The sequence below is a fragment of the Bauldia sp. genome (genome assembly GCA_037200845.1).
Classification (GTDB): domain Bacteria; phylum Pseudomonadota; class Alphaproteobacteria; order Rhizobiales; family Kaistiaceae; genus DASZQY01.
The window spans coordinates 1,556,700-1,570,534 of the sequence record JBBCGQ010000001.1; the positions used below are offsets into that span (position 1 = coordinate 1,556,700).

The 13,835-nt window shown below is 65.8% G+C and carries 5 protein-coding genes; 2 read left to right on the plus strand and 3 right to left on the minus strand.

From position 1 onward, the window contains the following. The first annotated feature begins 57 nt into the window (after window positions 1–57). Together WDM94_07545 and WDM94_07550 are read left to right on the plus strand one after the other, a co-directional pair. Window positions 58–1,113, plus strand: a complete 1,056-nt coding sequence (locus WDM94_07545; protein MEJ0012474.1) for a hypothetical protein — start codon at window positions 58–60, stop codon at window positions 1,111–1,113. Beyond that, window positions 1,114–2,169, plus strand: coding sequence for a hypothetical protein (locus WDM94_07550; GenBank protein ID MEJ0012475.1), 1,056 nt, complete (start codon window positions 1,114–1,116; stop codon window positions 2,167–2,169). Between the two features lie 3 nt (window positions 2,170–2,172). On the opposite strand, the gene WDM94_07555 is transcribed toward WDM94_07550, so the two are convergent. From WDM94_07555 to WDM94_07565, 3 genes are all read right to left on the minus strand, one after another. Continuing rightward, entirely contained in the window at window positions 2,173–2,904 is a 732-nt protein-coding gene (locus WDM94_07555) for an invasion associated locus B family protein (GenBank protein ID MEJ0012476.1), read from the minus strand. A 186-nt stretch (window positions 2,905–3,090) separates the two neighbouring features. Beyond that, the gene (locus WDM94_07560; GenBank protein ID MEJ0012477.1) at window positions 3,091–7,209 is read right to left on the minus strand and encodes an autotransporter outer membrane beta-barrel domain-containing protein; all 4,119 of its coding nucleotides are present in this window, start codon (window positions 7,207–7,209) and stop codon (window positions 3,091–3,093) included. 378 nt (window positions 7,210–7,587) lie between these two features. Further along, complete coding sequence (locus WDM94_07565; GenBank protein ID MEJ0012478.1) at window positions 7,588–13,326, minus strand: hypothetical protein; 5,739 nt, start codon at window positions 13,324–13,326, stop codon at window positions 7,588–7,590. Window positions 13,327–13,835: the final 509 nt, after the last annotated feature.

Genomic DNA, 13,835 nt, shown 5'->3' on the forward strand with positions numbered 1-13,835 from the left:
CGGCGATACCCCGCATTTCTCTTCCGCCCTGGCGCCGACCGGCGCGGAGACAACCTGATGACGATGGCCATCGGCACCACCTGGCATGGCCGGGCGCGCGGCCAGTTGCTCGTGGCGCAGAGCGCGGCGGCAAAGGCGGCGTCGCGGCCGGCCGCGACCCGGGCGACCCGCAACCTCATCCTCGCCTTCCGGCCGGGCTTCCAGGCGCCTGCCGATCTCGAGGCGATCGCCCGCCATGTCCGCGAGATGGACCCGACGATCGCGACCTATATCGTGCCGACGACGTCGCGCAACAGCGTGACCCGCAAGATGGCCGCGACCCGGCCGACGCTGGTCGTCTCGAACGCCGTGATGCCGGCGTTCACGCCGCTCCGCGGCCACGTCTACCAGGGCATCGTCATTCCCAAGATCGAGGAGGTGCGGCGCCTCGAGGCCGCCGGCCTGCCGGTGCCGCGCACCGCCCTCCTGACGCCGGACCTGAAACTCGATCCGGCCGATTGGGGCGAATTCGTCATCCTCAAGCCGACCGACCGGAAGACGTCCTCGCGGGGCGCCGGCATCGCGCTGATGCGCACCGCCCGCGTCGCCTACCGTGCGCCGGAGGAATATCCCGCCGGCCACCCCGGCCGCGTCGCGCCGATGCTGGTCCAGCAGTTCATCGACACCGGCGAGAACATCACGGTCTGCCGCGTCCTCACCTTCTTCGGCGAGCCGCTCTACGCCATGGTCGACCGCGCCGCCGATCGGCGGGCGCCGCTGACCGCGCCCGACGCCGAGATCGAGGCGACGGTCATCGCCAGTCAGGCGGCGGTGCGGCACGAGAGCTACTTCGTCCAGGAGGAGCGCATCCTTGCGCTCGCCCGCGCCGCCGCGGCCGTGGTGCCCGAGGCGCCGCTGAAGGGCATCGACATCGTCCGCGAAGCCGCCAGCGGCAAGCTCTACGTCCTTGAGCTGAACATGGGCGGCAACACTTGGCATTTCTCGTCCGGCCAGCAGGCCCGCGAGCGCGCGCTGAACGGCCGCGAGTTCGAGATGCGCCGCCACGCCCAGTTCGACGCTTTCCGCACCGCCGCCCGCGTGCTCGTCGCCAGGACGCGGGCCGAGGCCGTCTAGATGACCGCCGCCGGCCTGAATATCCGTGGCGTGCCGACCGACGCGCGCTTCATCGCGAGCGTCAGCGGGCGCGCGGCCGTCCCGGCGCGCGCCTCCGCGTTCGCCCGCCACCTGGTGCTCGCCTATCGCCCTGGCTGGCAGTCGATCGAGGACCTCAACACGATCGCCGCGCATGTCCGCGAGTTCGATCCGACCATCCGCACGTTCATCATGCCGACCACCCACCGCAACACGGTGAGCCGCAAGGAGGCCGCGACGCGCCCGACGCTGGTCGTCTCGAACGGGCGGATGCTGGCGTTCACGCCGCTGCGCGGCAAGGTCTACCAGGGCTGGCCTATCCCCAAGGTCGAGGAAGTACGGCGGCTCGAGCTCGCCGGCCTGCCGGTGCCGCGCACCGAGATCCTGACGCCGGAGCTGAAGCTCGACCCGGCCGCGTGGGGCGAGTTCGTCATCATCAAGCCGACCGACATCGGCACGTCGTCGAAGGGCGCCGGCATCCAGTTGATGCGCACCGAGCGCGTCCGCTACATCGCGCCACGGGACTATCCCGCGGGCCACCCCGGCCGTCTCGGACCGATGCTGGTGCAGCAATACATCAACGACGACGGCCACGTCGGCGTCTACCGCGTGCTAACCCTGTTCGGCGAGCCGCTCTACGCCGTCCGCAATCGCAGCCGGCAACCTGTCGTCGATCTGACGCTGCCCGACGACGCCATCGAGAACCTGCCGGTGGCGCACCAGTTGCTGACCACCGAGACGCGCGAGCGCGAGATCGTCGATGCTCCGGAGGAGGTCGCGCTGGCGCGGGCGGCGCATGCCGCCACGCCCGAGATACCGCTGACCGGTGTCGATATCGTCCGCGACGGCAAGACCGGGCGGCTCTACATCATCGAGCTGAACGCCGGCGGCAACACCTGGCACTTCTCGTCGTCGTTCGAGGCGAGAAACCGCGACGCCAACGGCGCCGAGTTCGAGCACAAGCGCCTGACGCAGTTCGACGCGCTCCGCACCGCGGCGCGCGTCTACGTGCGCAAGACCAACGCCGACGCGATCTAGCCCTTAGGGCTGCTTCAGCGCCGCCAGCGCATCGGGCAGGCCCTTGACGCTCAGCGTGAGCTGGATGCCCTTGGCGCCGATCGGGAACACCGTGGCGCTCGCCTTCTGCGCCTTGCTCAGCGTGTCGATGAAGTCAGGCGCCAGGTTGGCGACCGCCTGGCAGCCGGTCGGCGTGCAGAGCTGGAACGGGATGACGATCGGCTTCTCCGTGCCGGCGTCGAGCGTGATGCCGCGATCGACCATGATGCCGGTACGCGTCTGCCATTCGCCGACCAGCGCGCCCTTGTCGGCGGCCGCGATGCGCCACATGAACAGCGGCGCCTTCGTCTCCGTATCGGAAAGCTGCTGCACGATCGAGCACTGCGCCGTCGGGTCGGTCTCCAGCCGCTTCACGCAGGTGTAGATCCAGTCGCCGTAGGTCTGCGTCTTGGTGACGATGGGCTTCGGCGGCTCGGCTGCCGCCTGGACGGCAGCGCCCTGCGCCGCGGGCGCGGCGGCGCCTTGCGCGACAGGCGGCACCGCGGCAGGCCGCAGCGTCGGCGTCGGCACGGCGGCCGTCGGCTGGGCGATGGATATGGCGCCGGTGAAGAAGGAGATGCCGAGCCCGGCGCTGACCACGACCAGGAGCGCGATCACCGCCCACAGGAAGCGGATGATGCCCTGTCCGGACTTCTTGCGTTCCACCGGCGGCGGCTCGCGGTCGCTATCGTCTGTATGCGGTTCCCAGTCGCTCACCGGCTAGCCTCTCTGTTCTCGTTGGTGGGGACCCTACAACGGCCAGGCGGCGCGGTCAGTAGAATCCGTACGGCGGATGGCCGTTTGCCCAGAAAATGCGGCTTGATTTCGGCGGGCAGGGCGACTGTCGAAAAAGAAACAGGCCGGTCGAGGACCGGCCTGTTCTGGCAGAAATTGCAGGTGCGGCTAGAAGTTCTTCCGCACGCCAACCTTGGCGCTGACCGAGGTCGTGCCGGTACCGAACTTGCCGCCGACCGAGGCGAAGCCTGAACTCGAGCGGTCCGCGTTATAGATCGTGGCCCGTCCGACGACTTCCCCGCTGATGCCCGAGAAACTGTCGGTGAAGGTCGTGGTATTCACGCCGTCGCTCACCGTCACGGTGCTCGCCGGCCCGAATTCGTCCCAGACCTTGCCGAGCACGTCGAGTTCCGTCTGCGTGCCGCCGGCAGCGCCGAGCGTCACGCCCACGCGCGCGCCGAGGCCACCCCGGATGCTCTGGGTGCCGCTGTAGGTGATCGACCCACCGCCGCCACTGGTGTTGCCGATGGCCGAATTCACGAACGAGAACGAGGCGATCGGTTCGAAGAACGACTTGCCGTTCTCCATCCGGTAGCCGGTGTTGGCCAGCACGCCGATGCTCGTGCCGTGGGTGCTGAGCGAGACCGACGGCGAGGTGTAGTCCAGCGACAGGAAGTCCGCCTTGACCTCCGCATCGATGTACCACGGGCCCTTGATGAGGGCGGCGTAGCCACCGACCGTACCGCCGCTCGAATGCGAGGCGGCAGTGAAGGTGTCGAACGAGAGGTTCGAGGCGAGGTACCCGCCGTAGAGACCGAAGCGGCTCTGGCTGTCGCCGCCGTTCGGACGGAACTCGACGCCGGCGGTCAACCCGTACGTGCTCTGGTCGAGGCTGCTGTTGAACGTCGACGGCGGTGCCGACTGGCTGATCGTCGTGTCACGCGACGTCCAGCTCCCGGTGAGCCGGCCCCACAGGGCACTCTTCTGCGGCGTCGCCTCGGGCGGAGCCACGATCGTATCGGGGATCGCGGAAAGGTCCGCGCCCGCGCCGCCGGTAGCCGTGTTCGTCTGCGGATAGACAAGCCCGTAGACGTTGTCCTCGGCGTGGCCGGCGGTGTCGTTCCACAGGCGCGTCAGGCTCGGACCGAGCGAGGATTGCTGCGCCGCATCCGGCCCCCAGGTAGCCACGAGGTCGGTCTGGGGGTCGTTCGGCACCTCGAACTGCTTCATGCCCCACATGAACAGGCCATCGCGGACGAAGCCGGCGCCGTTGACCTGGACGTAGTCCGGCGAATGGTCGGACACGAAGAACGAATCGCCGTCCTGGCACCAGGTAGCGGTGCACGTAAAATCTTCCAACTGGTCGCCGGTGTAGGCGTAGACGACGACAATGCGGTCGCCGATCTTGGTGCTCGCATCGGTCGCCGTGTTTAGCTTGTGCACGATGACGCCGGTGGTGCCGGTGACATCGACCAAGTCGCCCTCGCTGCCGATTTGCAGCGTGTCCGAGACGCCACCTTCGTTCGGATCCGCGAAGAAGACATCGATGCCGAGGTAGCTTCTGGCCGTCGAGCCCGTCGCGGCGCCATGGAAGTTGCCGTAGATGAACGTCCGGTCGTCGGCGCCGTCGTCGATCATGCTGACGAGGCCGCTGAAGGTATTGTCGGTATCGTCGGCAGCTTCGGTGGTGATGACCCCCAGCGGATCGCCGTTGTAGAAATCGTCCAGCACAAACGTCGTGGTGTCGCCGCTCTCGCCGTGGAACGCCGTCTGCACGAGGCCGAAGTTGAAGATCGCGTCCTCGCCGGCATCGCTGTTCATCACGTTGCCGAACTCACTGCCGGACTCGCCGTCGCGGTTTGTCGTGAACCACTTGCCGAGGTTGACCAGCGTATTGCCGACCGTGCCGTCGGGGCTCTCGCTGTCGGTGTAGTCCACGAAGGTCGAGCTGGTCAGGTTGACGCGGCCGAACATCAGCCCATCCGCGATACCGACGTCGCTCTCGGTTTGGAACGCCCTGAGGATGTCGCCGTTGAACACCGTCACGGCGCCCGACTCCGACTGGATCAGCAGGTCTTCGGCGGTCGCGGCGTAGTCGTTGAGATCGGTCGAGCCGTTGCTGAGGCTGCCGAACGCGCCGCCTGTCGCCGCGTAGTCGGCGAACAGGGCGGTGTCGTCGAACATCGCCTGGGTAGCGACCGTGTCGTTCGGCAACTGGTTGACCTGCGACGCGACATTGAGAACGCCGCGTTCGAAATGCGGGTTCTCCGTGCTGGTAAGCACGCCACCGTTCACGATCAGCGAGCCGACCCGCGCAAGCTCATCGAGATATTCGACGGGCTCGCCGCCACCTTCATTTTCATCGACGATGTTGCCGGAAATGCCCGAGGCGAAGGAGACGGCTGGGTCGGTGCTCAAGGTGATCACCGGCGCAACATCCGCACCGCTGCCGATGACGGACCCGCCCATCGCGTTCCATACGAACGCCGTGCCGGACGTCAGGTTGAGTGCGGTGTCGTCTGCGATGATCCTGCCTTCGCTGGCCGAGGTTTGGCTAAACCTGCCGTAGCCGTTAAGGACGACGACCCCGTGGTCGTATGCGGTGGAGAGATGGACGCCTTCCTCGGTGAAGCCTTCGATGATGCCGCCATAGTTGGACACCAGGACGTTGCTCAAGGACTGGGTGACGCTCACGCCGCTTTCGCCGCCGAAGATCGACCCTCCGTCGTCGTTATAGACGCCGACGCCGTAGGTGAACGACGGAGTTACCGGCGAGAGGCCGAGGGCGGTTACGAATACCCCGTCGACGTTGCTGATGGTGACGCCGTCCCTGGCGCCCCAGATGGTGCCGCCGAAGGCGAAACGGCCGAGGTCAAGGATGTTGCCGCCGCTGTTGTCGACCTCGACGCCGCGAATGGCGACGTCGCTGCCGCCAATGTCGGTAAGCAATATGCCGTCGGCCGTGGCGCCTGCGATCCGGCCATCCCGGTTGCGGATGGTCACCTTCTTGTCGATACCGGTTCCGATGATGCCGTCCAGCCTGCCGTAGATGCCGGTGCTGAACCCGGTGGTACCCGGCACGCTGGAACCGGTAGGTCCAAGCAGATCTCCCTCGCTTCCCCACACTGCGGAATCGAGCGTGGAGAAGTCGATCGAGCCTTCCCGGGTGAAGCGGTTATCGATCGTGGTATTACCGTTTATATCGGCCGCGTAGATGCCGTCGGATCCCATGCCGGCGATCAGGCCGCCGGGCGCCCAGGTGATCGCATCTCCGGCCAAGGTCGGAATGGCGAAGTTATCGATGGCCAGGTCGTTTGCGTCGCCCTCCGACGAAACGCCGAAAAGGCCGCTGACCCGCACGCCGTCTGATCCGCCTACGATCACCGCGCCGTGCTTGAGCGGTCCCGAGGTGTTTGCGATGTAGACGGCGTTGCCGGACCCCTTGTCGAGGCCGCTGATTTCCGTGATCCAGATACCGTCGGTAGTGCTGAGCACGCCGGCGGTCAGGCCGTCTTCGTTGTAGACGAACACCTGATCGTCATCGTGGGCGTAGATGCCGGCGAGGTTGCCGCTACCCAGTATCGACTTGAAAGTCTTGCTGTTGACGGTGACCGTGCTGACATTCGTCACTTCGACACCGGCGCCGCTTGAGCCGCTGACGTGCCCGTTGACGTTGATGGTGACGGAAGTGCCGATCGACCCGTCGCCTTCGCCCCCCTCGCTAAAGCCTTGGCCGTCGACGTGGATGCCCTGCGTGCCGGCGATGCTCGCGGCGGTGTGAGCTTCCGGCGTCGTGGTTGCGGCATCGATATTGATCACGACGGTGCCGACGTCGGTGACGTAGAGCCCTTCGCCGCTGCCGTTAGTGATAGAGGAGCCGGGGTTCAGGTGAATCCCGTAAGTGAACGGCGGGGTGGTGGAGGTGCTGAAGCCGCCAGCGTGGATCGTTACTGCCGGCAGCGCGTTCGAGCCGTTCCAGATTAATGGAAGGTTCAGGTCCCCACCCATGTTGACACTGAAGGGCCCGCCGGGCTCAAGCACGATGGGATCGTTGGTAGTGGTGTTGCAGGTGTAGTTGTTGCCTGTCTTTCCGCAGGCCGCCGTGATGGTCTCGGCCAGCGTCGGCCTCGGCATCACGATAAGGGTGCCAACCGCGATCAGCGCGCCGCCCACGATCGCCGTTCCAGACAGGAGCCGCGCGCGATACCTGGAGGGCATCGGCAGCAGCCGCGCTGCATTGGTACGCCGCGAAAAACGGATCGAGCCGCGAGTCTTCGTAATAGTCATGGCAAACCCCCTCGCGGGCAGGAGCCGTTGCTCCGCCCTTGTGCGCCTTCGTCTCGGGAGTACCGCATCTGGCAACTCCCGTCCGTACGCACTCTGACACACCGCATTTCTCCCACAAGGGGTCGGCCACCCGCGGTGCACAGGTTCTCGCCGGGCGCGGTCACGCGGCGACAAGGAGAAATCGCTGTAAATTCAGCTAGTTATCGCTTTTGTACGGTGGTGTACTGTGCCTCCGGCGGCAAAACCGGTGGCCTGTGCCTTTGCCGCAACGCGGCAGGGCCGGAGTATGGCGCGACTCAGGCGCCCCAGACGGCGCCTGAAAAAGAAACGGGCCGGTCCAAGGACCGGCCCGTCAAGGTTGGCAGTCAGGTCAGAGAATTAGAAGTTCTTGCGCAGGCCAGCCTTGGCGCTGATGCTGCTGGCGTTGGAGCTGAACTTGCCGCCGACCGACACGAAGCCGGAGGTCGTGCGCTCCGCGTTGTAGATCGTCGCCCGGCCGACCACTTCGCCCGAGATCCCGGCGATGTTGTCGCTGGCCGTGAGGCCCGGGCCACCGTCGTTGATCGTGACGGTGTTCGGACCGCCGAACTCGTCCCAGACCTTGCCGAGGATATCGAGTTGGCCCTGCACGCCGCCGGGCTTTCCGAGCTCGATGCCGGTGCGGGCACCGAGACCGGCTCGGATGCTCTTGCCCTCGCCGTAGGTCACGGTCGATACCCCGTCGGTGGCATCGGCGATGGACGTCACCGCGTACGTGAAGGAGGCAATCGGCTCGAAGAAGCCGCGACCCTGCTCCATGCGGAACCCGGTGTTGAACTGCGTCGCGACGTTGGTGCCGTGGGTCGATAGCGAGGTCGTCGGGGACGCGTAGGTGATCCCCAGGAAGTCGGCCTTCACCTCGCCATCGGCGTACCAGCCGCGGTCGTCGTTGAACGCGACGTAGCCGCCGACCGAACCGCCGCTCGCCTTGGTCTCGCCAGCGACGCCGTCGAGTGTAGCCGAGGTCGAAACGTAGCCGCCGTAGATGCCCAGCCGCAAGCCGGTGTCGCCACCCTGTGGCCGCCCTTCCAGGCCGCCCATGATGCTGTAGACGTTCTGGCTCGAGCTGGTGTCGTAGGTGACGACGTCCGTCACGCTCGTCGTGCGGCGTGCCCAGGTGCCGTTGATGCGGCCCCAGAGGGCGCCCCTCTGCCCTGTCGTCGCGCCGGAAGGATCGGCGCCGCCGTTGTTCTGGTTCGGCTTGTTAAGCGGGTACTCGTTGCCCGAGTTGTTCTCTCCGGGCGAATCCAGGCCCTCGTACGAAACCGTCTGAATGATCGATGTCGTCGGGACCAGCCCGGCGCTGTCCGAGTTGAAGTGGCTCGTGAGGTAGAAGTTTTCGCTTTCGCTGCCGCTGTCGCCCGGCCGCTCCTGCAGGAACCACGAGTAGAGGCCGTCGCGGATCGTGCCGTAGCCCTGCACCTCCTGGTATCCGGCCGTCCTCTGGTCGATGAAGAAGGCATCGCCGGCGAGGCAATACGCATCGCTGGAGGTCGTGCAGTTGCCGCCGTAACCGTCCTTGGCGAACACGCCGCCCTCGGCCTCGACCACCAAGATACCCAGCGCGTTCGACGTGGTGGAGGGGTCCGGATTGGTGTTGTGAACGATGATGCCGGTGGTGCCGTAGGTCTTGCCCGTGATCGTCAGCAGGTCGCCCGCGGCGCCGCCGCCGTCCCCGCTGAGGAAGGCGTCGATCGACAGGTAGCTCAGGCCGCTTTCCGATGCCTGGCCTGTGAACTTGCCGTCGATCGTCGTGTGGCTGCCGGTGAAATCGTCCAGCATGCTCAGGACGCCGACCGTGGGCGAGGAATCACCGTCGTTGTAGAAGTCGTCGACGTGGATGGTGGTCGCGCCGCTCTCGCTGCCGAAGGAAGTCTGCACGAGGCCGTCGTTGCGGACCTCATCGACACCCGCCGAGGTCAGGTAGTTGTCACCGCTGGTGAACCACTTGCCGTCATTCCGCAGCACGTTGCCGATGGTGTCGTCGCCTTCACCGTCCTCGTTGACGCCGCGCAGATCGAGGCGACCGAAGATGATGCCGGAGTAGGCGCTCCAGCCGCTGTTGTTGTTGATGACCACCGAGCCGGATTCACTCGGCGCCTGCACCGCGAGAGCCTCGGCCGCCTTCCGGTATTCCTCGATGCTGGCGATGCTGCCGTCTTCGCTGTTGGTCGTCGCCTGCGCGATGTGCCACGCATCCCAGTAGATCGGGTTGAGGTCGCCGGGGGTCTGCGACAGGCTCCCGACAATGCCGATCCCGTCGAGGTTCGAGGCGAATGAATCGCTCTCATTGTCGCCGGTGAAGGTCGGGTAGGGGTTCACGCCGAGGCTGGCGATGATGCCGCTGTTGTTGATGACGGTGCCGCCACTTTCGCCGTCCGACGTGTTGAGGAAGATGACCGGCAGGGTGCCTTCCGCGCCGCCGCGGCTCGCGATGAGGCCGCCCTGCACGGAGTGCGAGGTCCAGTCGTACCAGGAGGAGCCGTTGTTGATCTCGGCCGACTCCGATCCGAAGTTGTCGCTGCTGTCACCAATGGCGATCGCCGAACCGCCGCCGATGATGTCGCCGCCGTACCAGTCGCCGCCCTCGCTCCACTTGTTGTCGATCTGCACGTGCCGTTCGACGTTGTCGATCGCGACCGCGTCGGCGAGATAGCTTTCGATGATGCCGGCCGCGTTGGTGATGTTGACGCCGCCCTCGCTCACGCCCACGATCTTGAGGCCGTCGTCGCCGTGACCGTACGTGATGCCGAGGGTGTTGTAGTAGTCGACGTCGCCGCTCACGTCGCTGATGCCGGCACCGAACTTGCTGCCGAGAATCAGGCTGTACTTGCTCGTCTGGCCGGCGATCGCGAGGTTGATCGCGGCGTTGTCGATGGTCACGCCCTTGCCGACGCCATCGAGCTGGATGCCGTAGCTGCCGGACTGCATGCCGACGATGATGCCGCGGCTGTTGTCGAGGCCGAAGTGGCCGTCGATGTCCGCACCGTAGACACCATGCGTGCCGCCCCAGATGCCCGTGCCTTCGGCGAACTCGCCGCCGAGGCCGACATCGGCCTCGGAGAGACCGGTCACCACCTGCTCCAGCAGGCCGCCTTCCGTCGACACCCGTTCGTCGATCGCCGCGAGGTCGCTCAAGCCCCAGTTACGGGTCAGGCTGTTGTCGATATAGACATCGCCCTCGGTGTTGGTGATGCCGACGCCCTTGCCGCTCAGGCCGATGATGAGGCCGCCCGGCTGCTTGCCGCTCTGCCAGTAGCCGGCGTTGTCGATATAGACGCTGTCGCCGCCGCCTTCGCTCGGCACGCCGATCTGGTCGATGGAAAGGCCGTCGAGAGCGCCGGCGATGACGCCGCCGTCGTAGTTGTCGACATCCACGGTGTCGTCACCCTCGGTGACGTCGAAATTGGCGCCGCTGATATCGTGGATGGAGGCGCCGGTGCCCACAAGCGCGGCGGTCAGCGCCCCGGTGTTGTCAAAGTAGACCTGAGTGTCGTTCGCCGCCTCGACGCCCATGGCGCCGGTGCCGCTGGCGAGGATCGACTGCAGGCTGTTGTTGGTGATGCTGACGGCCGTACCGTTCTCCGCCATCACACCGCCGGTCGCGCCTTCGATGTGGTTATTGTTGGTGACGGTGATCGTGCCGCCGGCGTTGAGGAACGCGCCGTATCCATTCAGCGAGATGATGCTGCCGCCGGACTCGCTGGCGTCGTCGCCACCCTCGCTGGAGTTCGTGTTCAGATCCCCGGCATATGTAAACAGGCTGACGTTGCCCGATGTCGAAACGACGTGCACGCCATCCGACTCGGATGTCAGCGAGTCGCCCAGCGTGATGTTGGCGTTGGCACGGGTCGAACCGCCGCCGCGCGTCGCAACATTGATGCCGTAGCCGCCCACGAACGTCGAGTATGACGTCGCATCGATCTTGCCGCCGTCGATGGTCTTGATCGTGATGTTCGAGTCGGCCGCGAGACCGGTAACGTTCGCGCTCTCGTACGGGCTGCCTGTGAAGCCGCCCACCATGATGCCGTTGCCGCCGCTGCGGATGAGGCCGGCGCTGGTGATGTTGATCGCCGCGTCGGGATCCAGGACGCCGCTGCCGCTCGCCTGCGTGTTCTGCCCGACGAGAATGCCGCTGGCGCCGGTAGTGCCGGCGTTCGCGTAGATGTTGCTGCCCTTGTGCAGCGTCACGTTCACCGCGCCGCCCAGGCCCGCGTCGGAGCCGGTCAGCACCATCACGCCGCTGCCGCCGTTGTCCTCGCCGGAGGTGCCGATGCTGGCGCCGACATCGACCGTTGCAGTGCCGGTGAAGGTCTTGGCCCAGATGGCGGCTTGCGCGCCGTGGGCCATGTCGATCGTGCCCGACTCGCTGGTCTCGATCGAGATGTTGCCGCCGCGAGTCTCGACCGAGATGCCGTTATCGTCGGCGTTAATGCCGCCGCCGGTGCCCGAGGCATTGGAGCCGTAGTGCTTGATCGTGACGGCGCCCGTGCTGCCTGCAGTCGTTTCCTCGACGTGGACGCCGTCGCCCTTGGCCGAGATGGCGCCGTGCGTCGTGACGTTGATCGCGTTGTTGGCGGCGGCGTTGTTTGCCGACACGAACACGCCCGCGCCGCTGGTCGCGGTGATGTCGGCGTTTGCATTGACGGTCGTAGCGCCGGTGCCGTTGACGATATGAATGGCATCGCCCGCCGTCGACGTGATCTTGCCGCCTGTGGTGCCGGCCAACGCGTTCAGGTTGGACGGGTCCGCCGCCTTCGTCTCCACGGTGATGTTGCCGTTGACGGTTGTGAGGTCCACGCCGTTGCCGGCCGAGTGAACAGCGTCGCCGACGGTGACCTTGATGTCGGCCCGTTTGCCGGCAGTGTTATCGTCCGCGCCGCCACGGGTGCTGAGAGTGATGCCCATGCCGCCGGTGCCGTCAGCCGTGATCGTGCCGCCGTCCTTGGTCGTGATGGTGATGTTGGAGTCGGCAGCGGCGCCCGTGATCTGCGATGTGTGCCAGACGCTTGCGCCGTCGGCGTTGTTTCCGGGGCCAGTAGTGGTTCCGACGAAGCCGGCGATCTGAATGCCGTTGCCGTGAACGCTCGTGACCGCCCCGGAGCTGGTAATTTCAATCTTGTTATCGACCACCTGGCTGCTGGTAACGTACTGGCCGACGAAGATGCCGTTGCCCGCGGTATTGATGGCTGCGCCGTCTTTAAGCGTAACGGCCACGTCGCCGCCCATCGCGCCAACACCACCCGAAACGACCATGACGCCGGCGCCATATGTTCCGTCGGAGGTCTGCGCCGTGCCGGTGATGTTTGCCCCGACGTTAATTGTCGTCGTGCCGGAGATGGTCTTCGACCAGATCGCCGCCTGGTTGCCCGACTGCATGGTGATGGTTCCAGCGCCGGAGGTGTTGATCTCAACGTTGGAGCCGTAGCCCTCGACGGAGATGCCGTTCCAGTCGGCGAAGTCCGCCCCGTCGGTCGCCGTGCCCGTGTTGGTATAGGGGGCGTAGCCTGCCGTAATCGCGCCCGTGCTTGTAACGGTCAGCTTCCCGGAGGAACCGTCGTCGTGCTCTTCGACGTGCACGCCATCCTGACGGGCGTAAATCGTCGAGGCGGAAGTGATCGTGACCGGGCTCGAGACAGCGGTCGTGCCGGTGACCATCACGCGGATGCCGTCGCGCGCGACGCTGCTCGAACCGTTCTGCGTATCGAGCGTCGTATAGGTGCTCGTATTGACGGTGATCGCCTTGGAGCGGGTGTTGGCGCTCGCCGTGATTGAAATCGCGTCGGTGTTGGTGAGAGTCGGCTGTATCAGCACCGTGTTCGTCGGGCCACCGGTGACGTTCACGGCGATGCCGCCGCTGCCATTGGTGGCGGTATTGCCGTTCAACGTAACGCCGACAGTGCTGGTAACGGTGAGGTTGGTACCGGGAGAATTCCCCACGTTCACCAACGCGTCATCGGCGTTCACGTTGTTGTTGGTGAGGGTATTCCCGCCGACGGTCGTGCCGGTACAGGTGAGGACGTCCGGGTTGCCGGTGATATCGAGCGTACACGCTGCTTGCGCCGCGTTTGGCATCATCAACGTCGCCCCGAGCACCATGAGTGCGCCGCCGGCAAACGATGATCCGAGGAGTAGCCCCCTGCGGGACTTGGCCGGCTTGATCAGCAGCCGCTTGGATTCAGAACGACGTCCAGCGCGGATTGCTCCGCGAGCCTTCACGATAGCCATGTAACCCCCTCGTAGGCGGGACCGCTGTTTCCCGCCCGTGTGCCGCATTTGACGCACGATTCGCTTGTGGCCCAAGTGAATCGTGCCATCCGCACTCTGACACGGCGCGCTGTGGCCGCAAGCCGGAAAAGCGCTGTGGCACCAAGGCGATAGCGGCCCCACCCCGGCGACGAAATTGAGCAAATAGCGCAATTTAATCAAATGGTTACGATTGCGGAGACGAAGCGTGTCAGGTGCCGGGCTCGCGCTATTCTTGTACTTGTGTCGTTTCCGCCACAGCCTGGAAATTGCCGCCAAGGTTGTACCGACGCCACGTTTCGATTCGGCGATTCCTGGGGACGGCGCGTGGCGAGTCGGCG

Coding starts and splice junctions, on each gene's coding strand:
- WDM94_07560 (MEJ0012477.1), bottom strand. CDS start 7,209: ATGACTATTACGAAGACTCGCGGCTCGATCCGTTTTTCGCGGCGTACC.
- WDM94_07545 (MEJ0012474.1), top strand. CDS start 58: ATGACGATGGCCATCGGCACCACCTGGCATGGCCGGGCGCGCGGCCAG.
- WDM94_07565 (MEJ0012478.1), bottom strand. CDS start 13,326: ATGATGCCAAACGCGGCGCAAGCAGCGTGTACGCTCGATATCACCGGC.
- WDM94_07550 (MEJ0012475.1), top strand. CDS start 1,114: ATGACCGCCGCCGGCCTGAATATCCGTGGCGTGCCGACCGACGCGCGC.